This window comes from Streptodolium elevatio, assembly GCF_040649515.1.
In the GTDB taxonomy this organism is placed as follows: Bacteria; Actinomycetota; Actinomycetes; order Streptomycetales; family Streptomycetaceae; genus Yinghuangia; species Yinghuangia elevatio.
Map to the genome: position 1 here is coordinate 55,883 of NZ_JBEZFP010000009.1, position 15,352 is coordinate 71,234.

The window sequence follows — 15,352 nt, forward strand, 5'->3', positions numbered from 1 at the left end:
AGAGGGGCTTCGGATCCGCTTACGGTCGGCTTCGGGTCGGCTGCCGTGGTTCGGAGGCAAAGCGCCTCCGGCGGCATTCCCGCAGGTCACCCCGCGCATAACGGGCGGCGTCGGCGGTGCCGGTGCATTACCGTGACGGGATGCGCTTCGGAGTCCTGGGTCCGCTGGAGGTGTGGACCGCCGACGGGAGGCCGGTGCGGGTCCCCGAGTTGAAGGTGCGTACGCTCCTCGCCGCCCTCCTCGCCGAGCGCGGCCGGGCCGTCTCCGCCGACGCGCTCGTGGACCACTTGTGGGGCGACGCCCTCCCGGCCAACCCCGCCAACGCGCTGCAGGCCAAGGTCTCCCAGTTGCGCCGCGCCCTCGACGAGGCGAACCCCGGAGCGCGCGACCTCGTCGTCTCGCGGCGTCCCGGCTACCTGCTGGCCGCGGACGAAGGCCCTTCCGGCGGCGCACGTCCCGGCGGCACACATCCGGACGGCACACGTCCCGGCGACGACCCCCCAGGGGATCCGGACACCGCCACCCTCGACGCCGACGCCTTCGCGGCCCTCGTCGCCCGCGCCCGCGACACGGACGACCCACGCACGCGCGCGGCCCTGCTCACCGACGCCCTCGCCCTGTGGCGCGGCAGCGCCCTCGCGGACTTCGGCGACCTGCCCTTCGCCCGCGCCTGGGCCGACCGCCTCGAAGAGGAGCGCCTCACCGCGCTGGAGGAACGCGCCGAAGCCCGGCTCGAACTCGGCGAACACCGCCTACTGGTCGCGGAACTGGCCGCCCTGACCGCCCGCCACCCGCTGCGCGAACGCCTGCACGCCGCACACCTGCGGGCCCTCTACGGCTCCGGACGCCAGAGCGAGGCCCTCGACGGCTTCCGCGAACTCCGCGACCGCCTGGCCGACGAGCTCGGCGTCGACCCCGGACCCGAACTCCTCGCCCTGCACCAGGCGATCCTGGAGCAGGACCCCGCACTCGACCCGCCGCAGGCCGCCGACCGGCCGCCGCGCCGCCGGAGCAATCTGCCGACCGCACTGACCACCCTCGTCGGCCGCGACCAGGCCGTCGAGGAGGTCGCCGGACTCCTTGCGACCGGCCGCCTGGTGACCCTCACCGGCCCCGCCGGAGTGGGCAAGACCCGCCTCGCGCTGGCGAGCGCCGCCCAGGGCTCGCCCGAGGCGTTCCCCGACGGTGTCTGGCTCGTCGAACTCGCCGGCCGGCTCCCGTCGACCGAGTGTCTCTGCGACGTCTCCGACATCGCCGACGTGATCGCGACCGCGCTCGACCTGCGCGACGACCTGCGGGAGGACATCAAGGGCGCCATGGGACGCAGCTCCGTGTCCGTGGTCGAACGCCTGGCCACCGCGCTGCGCGGCCGGGAACTGCTGCTCGTCCTCGACAACTGCGAGCACGTGATCCAGCCGGCCGCCGAGGTCGTCGCGGCGCTGCTGCGCACTTCTCCGGGATTGACGGTGCTGGCGACCAGTCAGGAACCGCTGGCCGTACCGGGGGAGGTGCAGTGGCCGGTCCCGCCGCTGAGCCTGCCGCCGGCACCGGCACCACCCTCGCCCGACCGAGATGGCGCGACGACCCGGACATCTACGACATTCAGAACAGCCGGGACTACCGCGACGGCGTGGACCGCGCTCGGCGGCCCGGCCTCCGAGACCGACCTGCGGGCGATGGCCGAGGCCGGCGCCGTACGCCTGTTCCTCGACCGCGCCGCCGCCGCGGCCCCCGGCTTCACCCTCGACGCCGACACCGCACCGGCCGTCGCCACCGTCGTCCGGCGCCTGGACGGCATCCCGCTCGCCCTCGAACTCGCCGCGACCCGGGTCCGCGCGCTCGGCGTCCACGAGTTGGCGGACCGCCTCGACGACCGTTTCCGCGTACTCGGGACCGGGCAACGCGGCGGACCCGCGCGTCAGCAGACCCTCCGTGCCGCCATCGACTGGAGCTGGGACCTGCTCGGCGAGACCGAACGCGCGGTGCTGCGCCGCCTCGCCGTGCACGCCGACGGCTGCACCTTGGACTCCGCCGAAGCGGTGTGCGCGGCCGGGGACGTGCTGTCGGCGGACGTCGCCGACGTCCTCGCCCGGCTCGTGGACCGGTCGCTCGTCGCCGTCGCGCACCACGGCACCGGGAGACCCCGCTACCGCCTGTTGGAGTCCGTCGCCGAGTACTGCCTCGAACGCCTGCGCGAGGCAGACGAGTTCGCGGCGGCCGCGGAACGCCACCACCACTACTTCGCCGACCTCGCGGTGCGTGCCGAACCGCACCTCCGCGGCCCCGGGCAACGCCGCTGGCTCGGACTCCTCGAAGCCGAGAACGCCAACCTGCGGCGCGCCGTCGAACACGCGGCCGCCCACGGCGACGCGGCGAGCGCGCTGCGCCTGGCGACCGCCGCCACCTGGTCGTGGTACGTCAGAGGCCGCTCACGCGAGGCATGCCGAGTCCTGGACACGGCCCTCGCGGCGGCGGGCGAGGCGCCCGCGGTGCTGCGTACGCGCGCGATCGTCCTGCGCGCGGCCGTCGGCATGGCCGCCGATGTCGACGCGGGTGGCCTCGGTACGGCCAAGGACGCGCTCGCGGAGTTCGACCCCGAGACGACGGACGCGGAGGGCACACGCGACCTCGCGTACGCCGAACTGCTGCTGGCCACCGCGTTCTGGTGGTACGGCGATTCGAGCGACAGCCGGGCCATCTGCGCCCGCGCCCTCACGACCCTGCGCGCGCTCGGCGACCAGTGGGGAATCGCCGCCGCGCTGAGCCTGACCGCGTACGGGACGCAGGTCGACGGCGACCTCGTCGCCTGTCGCCGCTATGCGGAGGAGAGCCACCGGCTGTTCACGCGCCTGGGCGACCGCTGGGGCGTCCTGCGCGCGGGCGACACCCTCGGCACGCTCGCCGAGGTCCGCGGCGAATACGCGCAGGCCGCGGCCATCGCGCGCGACGGGCTCCGCATCGCGGAGGAACTGGGGCTGTGGGCCGAGTACTCCGGACGCCTGGCCCTCCTCGGCCGGTACGCGATGCTCGGCGGCGACTTCGCCGACGCCGACGCGTTCCACGAGCGCGCGCTGCGCATCGCCCACGACCTGGACGACGAGGCGGCGGCGATGTTCGCCGAGATGGGCCTCGCCTTGGCCGCGCGCCGCCAGGGCCGGTACGACGACGCCGAACGCATGCTGCTGCCGTGGCTCGACTGGTCGCGTACCAACGACGGCCCTCCGGGAGTCGCCATCACCGTGGCGGAGCTCGGATTCATCGCCGAACTACGGGGCGACGCCGAGGCGGCGGAGAGGTACCACCGCGAAGGCCTCGCGGCGGCCCGCCGGGTCGGTGACCCGCGCATGATCGCCCTTGCCTACGAGGGACTCGCGGGGGCGGCCGTGCTGGCCGGCGACGCGGCACGGGGAGCGGCCCTGCTCGGCGCCGCGCACCGGGCCCGTGCCTCGACCGGCCATCCGCTGGCGTCCGCCGAGCGCACGGATGTCGACCGCATCGAGTCGGCGGCCCGCAAGAGGCTGGGCGACGAGGCGTACGCGGCCGCGTACGGAAGCGGGAACGAGACCGAGCACGCGGCACCCTGACCGCTACGCGTGCGTGTCGCGAGGCCCACGTGTGGTGCGCTACGCGCCGGTGGTGCCGTCCACGCCTTCGCGGAGGAAGTCGGCGTGGCCGTTGTGGCGGGCGTACTCGTGGATCATGTGCAGCATCACGAAGCGCAGCGAGACGTCCTGGCCCCAGCGCGCCTGATGGCCCGTCACGTCCAGCGACTCCGCGGCGGCTTCGATGCGGCGCGCGTGCGCGACCTCGGTCTGCCACGCGTCGAACGCTTCCTCGCGGGTCGACGCGGAGGCGTCGTACGCGACCTGGAAGTCATTCTCGGCGGACCAGCGCAGCGGGATGTCCTCGCCGTTGACGACCCGCCGGAACCAGGTGCGCTCGACCTCGGCCATGTGCCGGACCAACGACAGCAGGGTCAGCGTCGACGGCGGCATCGAGCGCTTGCGCAACTCCTCGGTGCCGAGCCCGTCGCACTTCCACGCGAGCGTCGCGCGGTGGTAGTCGAGGTACGCCCGCAGCGTCTCGCGCTCGCCGCCCAGATACGGCGGGTCGATGCGCCGCGTGGGTACGCCGGCCGTCCCGTCCGCGTTCTCGCCCGCGTTTCCGTCCGTGCTCGCGTCGGCAGTGCTCATGGCCCCCGACTCTATGCGGACGGTGCGCCCGGGATCGGGAAGATCATGCACGTGCTCGTGGCGTGGCCGAGCAGCCGGTCGCGGGAGTCGAGCAGTTCGGCCTCCGCCATCGCGGTGCGGCGCCCCTGGGTGCGGACGCGCCCGACCGCGCGGATCCGGCCGGTGTCGAAGCCGATCGGCCGCAGGAAGCGGGTCGACAGGTCGAGCGAGGTGTAGGCCATGCCGGCCGGCAGGGTGGTGTGCACCGCGCAGCCCGCCGCGGAGTCGAGCAGCGTCGCGTACACCCCGCCGTGCACGCTGCCGATCGGGTTGTAGTGCTCCTCGCCGGGTGTCATCGAGAACACGGCGCGCCCGTGCTCGACTTCGTCGAGGGTGAAGCCGAGCGTCGCGGCGATCGGCGGCGCCGGGAAACGGCCCGCGATCATCGCGTTCAGGAACTCCAGGCCCGCCATCGACGCGGCGCCTTCGGCGGTCACTGCCGGGTCGTCCCATGAATACGTGCGCGACCTGCCCATGCTCAGCTCCTCGGACTCCACTCTGCTGGCTGCTAAAAATGAAGCCAGGTGAGTACCATACCCCCATGGACACCCGCGCGGACAACCCGGTGGAGCCGCCCGCAGACCTCGGATGGCTGGGCATCGACCCGGAGAACTGCCCGGTCCGGCGCACGCTGGACGTGGTGGGCGAGAAGTGGTCGCTGCTGATCCTGCGCGACGCGGTCAACGGCGTACGCCGGTTCGACGACTTCCGGCGCCACGTCGGCATGTCCGAGGCCGTACTCGCCGACCGGCTGCGCAAGCTGGTCGCGGGCGGCCTGCTGGAGACCCGCCCCTACCGTGAGCCGGGCACCCGGTCGCGCCTGGAGTACCGGGTGACGGCCAAGGGATGGGAGCTGTGGCCGGTGCTGCTCGCCCTCAAGCAGTTCGGCGACCGGCACCACGGCGACCCGGTCGGCCTCATGCTCGACATCCGGCACGCCGACTGCGGTGCGCCGGTACGCGTGGTCGTGGAATGCGCGGACGGGCACACGCACCTGACGAACCGCGACGTCACCGTCCACCCGGGCCCTGCCGCGCGCCCGTTCGCCGAGCCCCGTCACTGAGCCCCGTCAGTGAGCCCGTCACTGAGTCCCGTCGCTGAGCCGGTCAGCGAGACGCGTCGTCCGCAGTGGTGGGGGAGTCCGGTTGGGGCGGGCGAACGGCGTCGTCCAGGTGGTCCAGGGCTTCCAACGCGGCGCGGGCGGCGTCGAGTTCGTCTTCGTTGAAGACGCGCACCCCCGCCCTGCGGAGCGCCGCCGCCGCGACACCCTCGCCGGTCACGCGCGTGCCGGTGAACGTGCCGTCGTACGCCTCGCGGTTCCCGCACGACGGGCTGCGTGCTTTCAGCACCGCCACCCGAATTCCGTGCCGGGCCGCCAACTCCAGGCAGATCCGGGCGCCTTCCAGGTAGGGCCCTGTCACGTCGGCGCCCTCGTGAGTGAGCACCCGTTCCGTGCCGTCGAGCACCTGGGCGCCCCGGCCCCCGGGAATCTCCGCGCGCGGCCGAGGCGTCGGCAGGCCGCCCTCGACCTCGGGGCACACGGGCACAATGCGGCCCTCCGCCTCCCAGGCCGCCAGCACCGCGAGCCGCTCCTGCGTGCCGCCGTCGTAGCGCACCCGGTGTCCGAGCAGACAGCGGCTGACCAGGACCTTGTGCTTCGTGGCGGCGGGCTTTGCGGCGGGCGTCGCGGCACCCATCGGCGGCCTCCTCGCTGTTCTCCGCGGCTGTTCTCCCGGCAGCGTACGCCCGCCCGGCCGGGTCAGGGTTCGACCACGACCTTGATCGCGCCGGTCGAACGGTCGGCGGCGACGCGGAACGCCTCGGCGGCGTCTTCGAGCGGGAAGCGGTGCGTGATCACCGACGCGGCGATGTCCGGGCGTGCGGCGAGCATGCGCGCGGCCTGGTCGACGTCGCGGACGCCGTGCTCGTCGGCGCCGTACGCCATCGACATCACGACGCGCGCCTCCTTCAGGAACGACGGAAGGAACGGCAGTGGCAGGTCGCCTGCGTGCAGCGCCGCGATCGACAGCGTGCCGCCGGGCGCCAGCAGGCCGACCGCGTCGGCGAGGGCTCCCGCGGTTCCGGCGGCGTCGATGACGACGTCGTAGCCGCCGGCGCCGGACGCGGCGTCCGACACGATGGCCGCGCCGAGTCGCCGTCCGACCTCGACCCGCTCGATCCGCCTTGCCGAGAGCGCCACTTCGGACGCTCCGAGCGCCTGTGCGGCGGCGACCGCGAGCAGGCCGATCGCGCCGCCGCCGACCACCGCCACCCGGCTCCCGGGGGCGACGCCCGCGAGGCGCGCGGCACGCCACGCCACGGCGGACGGTTCGACCAGGCAGGCGTCGCGGACCGCGAGGCCGTCGGGGAGCGGGACGAGGGCGGTCGCGGGAACGGCGTACCGCTCGGCCATGCCGCCGTCGATCGTCATGCCCGGCACGCGCAGGTGCACGTCGACGCACCGGTTGCGGTGCCCGGCGGCGCACTGGGCGCAGGTGCCGCAGCCGAAGACCGCCTCGACGGCGTACGCCGCGCCGTCGGCGCCGATGCCCGCGAGTTCGTGCCCGAGCAGCAGGGTGCTCCCCATCGCGAGGTACCCGAGGTCGGACCCGCAGATTCCGGCCGCGACGAGTTCGATCTCGCGGTCCGCACCCGGTACGCACGGCACATCGGCGACGTCGACCACTTCGACGGCCACGCCGCCGCCATCCGCGCCAGTGCCTGTCCCCGTCGCCTTGCCCCGCACTGCGCGCATGTCCGCCGCCGCCCTCTCAGTGTTCGGACTCTCCGTCATCGTGGTCGAGATATCGAACCACGTCGGGCTTGCGGGGTGACGCCCGGATGGCTCCGCCCGGTTGCCGGGGCAGATGGGGCGTGTGAGGTTGGTGGTGATTTGTGGTTGTTTATGGCCATAGGCAAAGCGCGGCGAAGTGAGGTCCTGTGAAGCGCCGACTGTGTGCGGCGGCCCTGTCCGCGGCCGTCCTGGTGTCCGTTTCCGCATGCTCGGACGACGACGAGTCTCCCGAGGCGAAGGCGTCCAAGTCGGCCAGTGCGGCGGCCACCGCGGCCTGCGGCGACCTGGACCGGTTGAAAAAGGACACCGACTCCCTGACCTCGCTGGACCCCGCGACCACCAGCAAGGACGAGGTGAAGAGTTCGGTCGACAAGGTCACCGACGACCTGTCGTCGCTGGCCGAATCGTCGGGCGACCTCAACTCGGCGGCCGGAGCCGCGGTCAAGGCGGCGGCCGACGCGGTCAAGTCCGTGCTCGAGTCGGTCGGGGACAGTTCGACCGTCCAGCAGACCGTCGACGCGCTGAAGGTTCCGCTGGAGACCTTGAGTGGCACGCTGTCCAGCGCCCGCAGTGGCCTCAAGTGCCCGTAGCGGACCCGACGACGTCACCGGATGCGACGGCCGCGACGGCCGCAACGGCGCCGGCGGCCGGGCGGGCCTTCACTTCGCGACCGCCTACCCCTAGCATGCACGAACTTTCGACACCTGGGGACGAATAGTCGTCACCAGGTCGATCGTTCGCAGGGGAGTGGTGCGTGTGCTGGGAGCGGACGACCTGGTGCTGTGCGCCGGGACGGTGCTGGGCAGCGGCTTCCGTGAGCGCGCCGAGGCGGCCTCGGCCGCCGGGTTCGCCGGGATCACGCTGTGGGCGCAGGACTGGCAGCGTGCGATCGACGAGGGGCTGACCGCCGCCGACATGCGTGCCGTCCTCGCCGACAACGGCCTCGCCATCGGCGAACTCGACGCCGTCACCGACTGGCTGCCCAAGGCCCCGGCCGCGCCGCCGGAAGCGGGCGCGGACACCGACGCGGCCGGCTTCGCCGTCCCCGCGGACGTGTTCTGGGAGATGGCCGAGGCACTCGGCGCGCGCTCGCTCAACGTCGTGGAGATCGCCGGGGCGGCGGTCGAGGCCGAGCGCGCCGCGGAGGCGTTCGCCGAACTGTGCGACCGGGCCGCCGCGTACGGCCTCCTCGTCCACCTGGAGTTCCTGCCCTGGTCCGGCATCCCGGACATCCGTGCGGCGGCCGGGATCGTCGGCCTCGCCGACCGGCCCAACGGCGGGATCCTGCTCGACACCTGGCACCTGTACCGCTCCGGCGGCACCGCGGCCGACCTCGTCCCGGACCTCGCGCGCCGGGTCAACGGGATCCAGATCAGCGACGCCCCCGCTCTCCCGGCGAACGGCACCGCGGGGCAAGCGCCCCACGCCATGGACCTCATGGACGAGACCATGCACCGACGCCTCCTGCCCGGCCTCGGCGACGCCGACGTGGCCGGAGTGCTCGCGGCGCTGCGCGCCGCCGGGGTCGACGCGCCGGTCGGCGTCGAGGTGTTCTCCGACGACCTCGCCCGCCTCGGTCCGGCCGCCGCCGCACAGGTTGCCGCGGACGCCGCGCGCGCCGTGCCGGCCGCCTGAGTTCGCCTCCAGTCAGTGCGTGTACCGGCCACGCAGTGGCACGATGGCCGGATGATTGCGACCGAGCACAGCGACGCACAGGTGGCCGGGTTCTGGCAGGGTCTCGGCCTCCCGGGACTGATCGATGTGCACACGCACTTCATGCCGCAACGTGTGCTCGCCAAGGTGTGGGCCTACTTCGACCGGGCGGGCCCGCTCACCCGGCGGCCCTGGCCGATCGCGTACCGCATCGAGGAGGACAAGCGCGTCGCCCGGTTGCGTGAGTTCGGGGTCCGCCGCTTCACCGCGCTGCTGTACCCGCACAAGCCCGACATGGCCGCCTGGCTCAACGCCTGGGGCGCGGACTTCGCCGCACGGACCCCCGACTGCCTGCACACCGCGACGTTCTTTCCGGAGCCGGACGCGGCGGCGTACGTCGAACGCGCGATCACGGACGGCGCGCGCTTGTTCAAAGCACACCTCCAGGTCGGCGCGTACGACCCCAACGACCCCCTCCTCGATCCGGTCTGGGGCGTCCTGGCCGAGGCCGGCGTTCCCGTCGTCACGCACTGCGGCTCGGGGCCGATGCCCGGCAGGCACACCGGTCCTGAGCCCGTCGCGCAACTGCTTGCCCGGCACCCGTCGTTGCGCATGATCGTCGCGCACATGGGGCTACCGGAGTACGGCGACTTCCTCGACCTCGCCGAGCGGTACGACGGCGTGCACCTCGACACGACCATGTCCTTCACCGCGTTCACCGAGGCCGACGCGCCTTTCCCGAAGGACCAGTTGCCGCGGCTCCTGGACTTCGCGGACCGCATCCTGCTGGGCAGCGACTTCCCCAACATCCCGTACCCCTACTACGAGGCACTCGACGCCCTCGCCCGCCTGGACCTGGGCGACGCCTGGCTGCGCGCGGTCTGCCACGACAACGCGGCCCGGATGTTCGCCGTCGAGGCGTGACGCACACTGCCGGACACCGGTTCGGTGCCGTAGTAGACCCTGCCCGCCGGCCCGGCCGGTCCGGTCAGGAGTCGTCGGCGGCGCGGGCCTCGTCGTACGCCTTGAGCACCCGTTTGGGCGCGGTCATGCGCCAGGCGTCAAGGAGTATCGCCCGCAACTCCTCGACGTCGTCGACCGCCGCGAGGTGCGCGCGGATCCAGTCGTAGTTGTCGTCGTGGCCCGCGCGCATGAAGAACTTGTCCGGCTCCGAGGAGATCAGCTCGGCGCGCTCCTCGCGCGGGCACCGGAACGCGACCGACGTGTCGTCCTCGCCGAGCGCGGCGAAGATCTTGTCGCGCACCCGGAACGTCGGGGTGTTCCAGGTGAACTTCTCGCTCGTCTCCGGCAGCGCCAGAGCCTCGCGGCGTACGTCGTCCGCGTTGGTCGCCATGCCCGAACCTCCGTCACCCCGGTCGCCGACCGCCCTGCCGCAACGGTATGCCGCGGCCTCGACACCCGCAGCCGTGCGACCCGCCGAACGGCGCATTACGTACGTACGCCCCGCAAGCCCTCTCCGTCCCAACGAAGCATTCGCCCAAAGGGCTTGAGCCGCCGCGCCGCCCTCACTTCAATGGGCGGACATGGCAGACACGACGCGCGACGACGGCGGGGCGGCGGCCGACGAGCCCTGCGAATTCGGGCTCGCCCGGCGTGCGCTGCGGTCCGCGCCGGTCGAGATCCTCGTCGACGCGTTCGAGCGCGGGTTCGGCCGCCGCAGCCGACTGGCCGGAGCCGCGGGGGAACGCCTCGTGCGCGCCCACGAGGCCCGCGCCGCCGACGCCGCCGTCCGGGCCCTCGTCCCGCCACGCGAGTCGAGTTGGGCCGTGCAGGCCGCCCGCCTGCTCGCGGTGCTGGGCGACGAGCGCGCGGCTCCGCTCCTGGCGGCGTGGCTCGACGAGACGTCCGGCTCGCCCGGGTGGAACGCCGAAGTCATCCGCGCACTCGGCGCGTTCCGTACGCCCGAGGCCGAGGCGGCGCTCGTCCGCGCCGCCGGGATGTGGTCCGCGCAGGCCGCCGCGACGTCCCACTACATGCCGCACGCCGGTGAAGCGCTCGCCCGCAGCCTCGCGCACGTCGGCACTCCCGCGGCCGTCGACGCACTTCTGCGCCTCACCGCCGCGATGCGCAAGCCGTGGGACGAGACGACCCTGCACATGGTCGCGCGCGTCGTCGACAGCCGGTTCGTCCCGTTCCTCGTCGAGATGCCGGCCGGACCGCACCGCGCCGCGGCCCTCGCGGGTCTGGAACGCGTGGCTACGGAACGCGCGATACCGGCACTCAAGGCGATCCTGCGCTCCGGCGGCGACCGGCCGGCGTGCTACGCGGCAGGCCGCGCGCTGGTCGTGGCGGGACGGTCGGACGGGGCGTCCGTACTGCGCTACTACTGGCCGTCCGGGACCGACAACGTCGAGTCGCGCCGTGCCGCGGCCTGGGGGCTGGGCCGCCTGCCCGCCGACTGGGTCACCCTCGGCACGCTGATCGAACTGCTACGCGACGACGACCCCGGCGTACGCGCCCGCGCCGCCAACTCCCTCGGGCGCGTCCGCGCCGACGAACTCCCGCCCGGCCACTCCAAACGCCTGCACGACGCGGCCGCCGCGATCGCCGCCGCGCTGGTCGCCGACCCGTGCCACCGGGTACGCGCCAATGCCGCCACCGCGCTGGGCGGCCTGCCCGCCGACGCCGCCACCGCCCGCGCGCTGGTCGCCGCCGCCGACACGGACCCGGTCGCGTGCGTCCGCGAGGCCGCCGCGGCGGCCCGCCGTCGGAGCGGGTAGGCGTACACCCGCGCCACGCCTCGCGGAGTCCGTATTAATTGCTTCGATCAAGGACTATGAACCGATCAAGGCGCTCGCTACCCTCCACCGCATGATTCCCACGGTTGTCTGGGGTACCGGCAACGTCGGCCGTGCGTCGATCAGGGCCGTCGACGCGCACCCGGCGCTCACACTCGCCGCCGTCATCGTCCACAATCCCGCGAAGGTCGGCCGCGACGCCGGCGAACTCGCGGGACTCGACCACGAGTTGGGGGTGGCCGCCACCGACGATGTGGACGCCGTCCTCGCCACCCGCCCGGGGGCCGTGGTGTACGCCGCCTCCGGCGACATCCGCCCCGACGACGCGCTCGAGGACATCTGCCGCGCCATCCGCGCCGGCGCGGTCGTCGTCAGCCCCGCGCTCTACCCGCTGTACGACCAGCGCAACGCGCCGCCCGAGTTCCGCGACCCGGTCGTCGCCGCGGTCGCCGAGGGCGGCGGCTCGCTGTTCGTCTCGGGCGTCGACCCGGGCTGGGGCAACGACATCCTGCCGCTGCTGATCAGCGGCCTGGGCACCACCGTCGACGCGATCCGCTGCCAGGAGATCTTCGACTACACCACGTACGACCAGGAGGAATCCGTCCGGCAGTTGATCGGCATGGGCATGCCGATGGACTACGGGCCGCCCATGCTGTGGCCCGACATGCCGACCATGGTCTGGGGCGGGCAGATACGCCTGATGGCCCGCGCACTCGGCGTCGAGCTCGACGAGATCCGCGAGACGGTCGACCGCCGCGCACTCGACGAAACGGTGAACACCCGCCTGATGGGCGAGTTCGAGGCCGGTACGCAGGGCGCCGTGCGCTTCGAGGTGCAGGGCATCGTCGGCGGCGAGCCGCGCATCGTCATCGAGCACGTCACCCGCATCCACGCCGCGTGCGCCCCGGACTGGCCCACGCCTCCCGACGGCGGCGACGGCGCGCACCGCGTCATCATCGAGGGCCGTCCGCGCATCGAGGTCACCGTGGAGGCCGTCGACGAGGGCGAGAACCGCTCGGCGGGCGGCAACGCCACCGCGGTCGGGCGGCTGGTCGGCGCCATCGACTGGCTGGTCGAGGCGGAGCCGGGGCTGTACGACGCGCTCGACGTACCGCTGCGCCCGGCGGTCGGCAAGCTGGGCGGCAAGAAGGCCTGAGCGGCGGCGCGCGGGGGAGTCCTCACTCGACCCCGCGCGCCGGTCTCGGGCGGTCCGGCCCCTTGCCGGGGGCCGGACCGTCTGGCGTGACCGGAGGCCGGTGGCACCGCCGTCCCCGCTGTCCGTCTGCCGCCGTCCGGCCTCGGGGTCAGACCCAGCCCTCCAGCGAGGCCATGAAGCCCTCCACCGAGTCGCGGTGGATGCAGTGGCCGGTGCCCGGGACCCGGCGTACCTCGAAGCCGCGTTCGGTCAGCGTGGCGGCGGTCGCGTCGGAGACCACGCTCGTCTCGGCGAGCTGCACGAGCGTCGGGACGAGCGGCGCCGGCGGCACGTAGCCGCCGGGGATCGACTTCATGACCTCCGAGTCGAACAGCGCGAAGCCCGCGAGTTCGCACTCGATGTCCTTGTCGGACCACTTCGGGTTCATCTGGCGGACGCTCTCGGCGGTCGCCGTCGCGACCATCGTGGCCATCATCGCGGTGATCTCGGCGGGCATCTCGTCGGTGATGAACGCGGGGTCGGACAGGACCGCGCGCTTGGGGGCGAGCCGGTCGGCGGCCAGTTGCAGCGTCAGGCCGCCCAGCGAGTGGCCTATCGCGAGGTCCGCGCCCGCGGGCAGCGACTCGACGGCGTCGTCCGCGAAGAGGTCGGCGCGGTACTCGCCGCGCGGGCTCTGCCCGTGCCCGCGCAGATCGCAGGAGACGACGCGGTAGCCGCGGGCGACGAGTTGGTCCTCGATGGCGTGCCAGGTGCGGTGGTCGGACATGCCGCCGTGGATCAGCAGCGCGAGCTTGTCGCCGTCGCCGCGCTCGTGGGTGAACAGCCGCAAGGTCGGGCTCCCTTCGGAGTGGGTCCCCGCACCCGCGACGGGGCCGGGGACGGCCGGGCAGTCCGCTGACCGGTGGCGCCGACTGTGGGTGCGATGGAGCTGACTCGATTCAGCGGAGGTGCGTCCACGCATCGTACGCCTTTTCGATGACACGATTAAGCGTTGGTCGGACGGAATCCGGTCGCACACGCCGCGACCTGCCAGAATCGCTGTATGACCAAGTCGCCGCGCAAGCGCGTCCCGCGAACCGCCAGCACCCCCGCAGCGGGTCCGCAACCCGACGCCTTCGGGGCGTCCGGAGACGCGGCCGCGGGCTCCGCGGCAACCGCCGCCGACACCCTCGACAGCCCCGACACGGCCGGTGCCGCGGACCCGGCCGGCGCCGCCGAAGGCACCCGCCCGATCATCGGCGCGGTGACCGGCGCCGACGTGGCCCGCGCCGCGGGCGTCTCGCGGGCGACCGTGTCCTACGCGATGAACGACACCGCGGACGCCCGGATCCCTGAGGAGACCCGGCGCCGCGTGCGGGACATCGCGCGCGACCTGGGCTACGAGCCGCGCTCCGACGCGCGCTCGCTGCGCCGCGGCCGCACCGACCTCGTCGTGCTGCCCACCTACAACGTGCCGTTCGGGCGCCTGCTCAACGACTTCGTCGACGGACTCGCCCGCGAACTGCACCGGCTCGGCCACACGCTCATCACGTACGGCGACTCCGACACGCGCCCCGAGGCCGCCGCCCGCGCGTGGGCCGCGCTGCGCCCGGCGGCCGTCGTCGTGATGCCCAGCCGCCTGACCGAGCGCTCCACCGAGTACCTCACCGCCCGCGGCATCACCGTGGTCGCCCTCAGCATGGGCGCGGACGTGGCGGGCGGCGCGTCGATGGTCCTCGACGGCGAGATCGCGCACGCCGGCTACGTCGCCGGGCGGCACCTCGTGGAGTCCGGCCGCCGCGACATCGCGGTGATCGTCCCGCGTGAACCCACCGAGCGCGAGGCCGGGCTCGCGGCGCTCGGCCACGGCCGCCTGGAAGGCGTCCGCCGGGCCGCGGAGGAGGCGCCGCACCCGGTGCGCATCCGGGAGATCGAGATGCACGAGACGCCGGAAGAGGCCGCCGCAGTGGTGGCGTCGTGGAGTTCCGGGGACCGCCCCGACGCGGTGTTCGGCTACAACGACGAGTACGGCGCGCTGCTGCTCGGCGCGCTGCACGACGCCGGCGTACGTGTACCCGAGGACATCGCCCTCGTCGGCACCGACGACCTGCCGCTGTGCGAGATGGTCCGGCCGAGGCTGTCCTCCGTGGCGTTCTCCGCGACGGTGCCACTCGCCACCATCGCCGAACGCATCGCGGACGCGGTCAAGCAGCCGCCGCGCATCACGCCGGACCGCCTGTCGGTGTGGGAGGCGACGCTGCGCGCCCGCGACTCGTCGTAGCGGTTCACCGCGATCCGGGCCGGGACGCGCGAGGATTGCCGCATGGGCGACGCATTCACCACCCGGCTCCTGGACATCCGCACCGGCACGTCGGAGACCGTGTACGACCTGACCGCCGACATCGCCGCGTTCCTGCGTGACGCGGCGTCCGGCCGCGACGGCCTCCTCAACGTGTTCACCCCGCACGCCACCGCCGGACTCGCCGTCATCGAGACCGGCTCGGGCAGCGACCAGGACCTGCTCTCCGCACTCCGCGACCTCCTCCCGGCCGACGACCGCTGGCGGCACCGGCACGGCAGTCCGGGGCACGGCCGCGACCACGTGCTCCCGGCCTTCGTCCCCCCGCACGCGACGCTTCCGGTGGTCGGCGGCCGACTCGAACTGGGCACCTGGCAGTCGGTCGTCCTGGTGGACACCAACCGCGACAACCCGAACCGCCAGGTCCGCGTGTCGTTCCTGGGCTGAGGCACCGGCCCGGTCGGCGAACCGGTCCGCGCC

15 protein-coding genes are annotated in these 15,352 nt (G+C 73.7%); 9 read left to right on the forward strand and 6 right to left on the reverse strand.

Annotated features, from left to right (window positions below; all coding sequences use genetic code 11):
* The first annotated feature begins 140 nt into the window (after positions 1-140).
* Entirely contained in the window at positions 141-3,584 is a 3,444-nt protein-coding gene (locus tag AB0C36_RS05465; protein ID WP_358349598.1) for an AfsR/SARP family transcriptional regulator, read from the forward strand.
* Between the two features lie 39 nt (positions 3,585-3,623).
* On the opposite strand, the gene AB0C36_RS05470 is transcribed toward AB0C36_RS05465, so the two are convergent.
* A complete protein-coding gene (locus tag AB0C36_RS05470) occupies positions 3,624-4,193 on the reverse strand; it encodes a DinB family protein (RefSeq protein WP_358349601.1) in 570 nt (189 codons plus the stop codon).
* Between the two features lie 11 nt (positions 4,194-4,204).
* Entirely contained in the window at positions 4,205-4,708 is a 504-nt protein-coding gene (locus AB0C36_RS05475) for a PaaI family thioesterase (protein ID WP_358349604.1), read from the reverse strand.
* A 65-nt stretch (positions 4,709-4,773) separates the two neighbouring features.
* On the opposite strand from AB0C36_RS05475, the gene AB0C36_RS05480 reads away from it, so the two are divergent.
* The gene (locus AB0C36_RS05480) at positions 4,774-5,295 is read left to right on the forward strand and encodes a winged helix-turn-helix transcriptional regulator (RefSeq protein ID WP_358349607.1); all 522 of its coding nucleotides are present in this window, start codon (positions 4,774-4,776) and stop codon (positions 5,293-5,295) included.
* 43 nt (positions 5,296-5,338) lie between these two features.
* Here the strand turns inward: AB0C36_RS05480 and AB0C36_RS05485 are convergent, their stop codons facing one another.
* Both AB0C36_RS05485 and AB0C36_RS05490 read right to left on the reverse strand, forming a co-directional pair.
* A complete protein-coding gene (locus AB0C36_RS05485) occupies positions 5,339-5,929 on the reverse strand; it encodes a 2-thiouracil desulfurase family protein (RefSeq protein WP_358349609.1) in 591 nt (196 codons plus the stop codon).
* A 62-nt stretch (positions 5,930-5,991) separates the two neighbouring features.
* Positions 5,992-6,930, reverse strand: coding sequence for a zinc-dependent alcohol dehydrogenase (locus AB0C36_RS05490; RefSeq protein WP_358349612.1), 939 nt, complete (start codon positions 6,928-6,930; stop codon positions 5,992-5,994).
* Between the two features lie 242 nt (positions 6,931-7,172).
* Here AB0C36_RS05490 and AB0C36_RS05495 point away from each other — a divergent pair, with 242 nt between their 5' ends.
* From AB0C36_RS05495 to AB0C36_RS05505, 3 genes are all read left to right on the forward strand, one after another.
* Complete coding sequence (locus tag AB0C36_RS05495) at positions 7,173-7,616, forward strand: hypothetical protein (protein ID WP_358349615.1); 444 nt, start codon at positions 7,173-7,175, stop codon at positions 7,614-7,616.
* 160 nt (positions 7,617-7,776) lie between these two features.
* Complete coding sequence (locus AB0C36_RS05500) at positions 7,777-8,661, forward strand: sugar phosphate isomerase/epimerase family protein (protein WP_358349618.1); 885 nt, start codon at positions 7,777-7,779, stop codon at positions 8,659-8,661.
* Positions 8,662-8,712: 51 nt separating this feature from the next.
* Positions 8,713-9,603 (forward strand): amidohydrolase family protein, encoded by an 891-nt coding sequence (locus AB0C36_RS05505; RefSeq protein ID WP_358349621.1) that lies wholly within the window; start codon positions 8,713-8,715, stop codon positions 9,601-9,603.
* A gap of 64 nt (positions 9,604-9,667) precedes the next feature.
* On the opposite strand, the gene AB0C36_RS05510 is transcribed toward AB0C36_RS05505, so the two are convergent.
* Positions 9,668-10,033, reverse strand: coding sequence for an MmcQ/YjbR family DNA-binding protein (locus AB0C36_RS05510; RefSeq protein WP_358349624.1), 366 nt, complete (start codon positions 10,031-10,033; stop codon positions 9,668-9,670).
* 190 nt (positions 10,034-10,223) lie between these two features.
* On the opposite strand from AB0C36_RS05510, the gene AB0C36_RS05515 reads away from it, so the two are divergent.
* Together AB0C36_RS05515 and AB0C36_RS05520 are read left to right on the forward strand one after the other, a co-directional pair.
* Positions 10,224-11,420, forward strand: a complete 1,197-nt coding sequence (locus AB0C36_RS05515) for a HEAT repeat domain-containing protein (RefSeq protein WP_358349627.1) — start codon at positions 10,224-10,226, stop codon at positions 11,418-11,420.
* A 91-nt stretch (positions 11,421-11,511) separates the two neighbouring features.
* Positions 11,512-12,594, forward strand: coding sequence for an NAD(P)H-dependent amine dehydrogenase family protein (locus AB0C36_RS05520; RefSeq protein ID WP_358349629.1), 1,083 nt, complete (start codon positions 11,512-11,514; stop codon positions 12,592-12,594).
* A 148-nt stretch (positions 12,595-12,742) separates the two neighbouring features.
* Here AB0C36_RS05520 and AB0C36_RS05525 read toward each other — a convergent pair whose 3' ends face one another.
* Positions 12,743-13,423, reverse strand: coding sequence for an alpha/beta fold hydrolase (locus AB0C36_RS05525; protein ID WP_358349632.1), 681 nt, complete (start codon positions 13,421-13,423; stop codon positions 12,743-12,745).
* Positions 13,424-13,636: 213 nt separating this feature from the next.
* On the opposite strand from AB0C36_RS05525, the gene AB0C36_RS05530 reads away from it, so the two are divergent.
* Both AB0C36_RS05530 and AB0C36_RS05535 read left to right on the forward strand, forming a co-directional pair.
* Positions 13,637-14,854: a LacI family DNA-binding transcriptional regulator gene (locus tag AB0C36_RS05530; protein ID WP_358349635.1), complete on the forward strand. Its 1,218-nt coding sequence runs from the start codon at positions 13,637-13,639 to the stop codon at positions 14,852-14,854.
* Between the two features lie 42 nt (positions 14,855-14,896).
* Positions 14,897-15,319, forward strand: coding sequence for a secondary thiamine-phosphate synthase enzyme YjbQ (locus tag AB0C36_RS05535; RefSeq protein ID WP_358349637.1), 423 nt, complete (start codon positions 14,897-14,899; stop codon positions 15,317-15,319).
* Positions 15,320-15,352 lie beyond the last annotated feature (33 nt).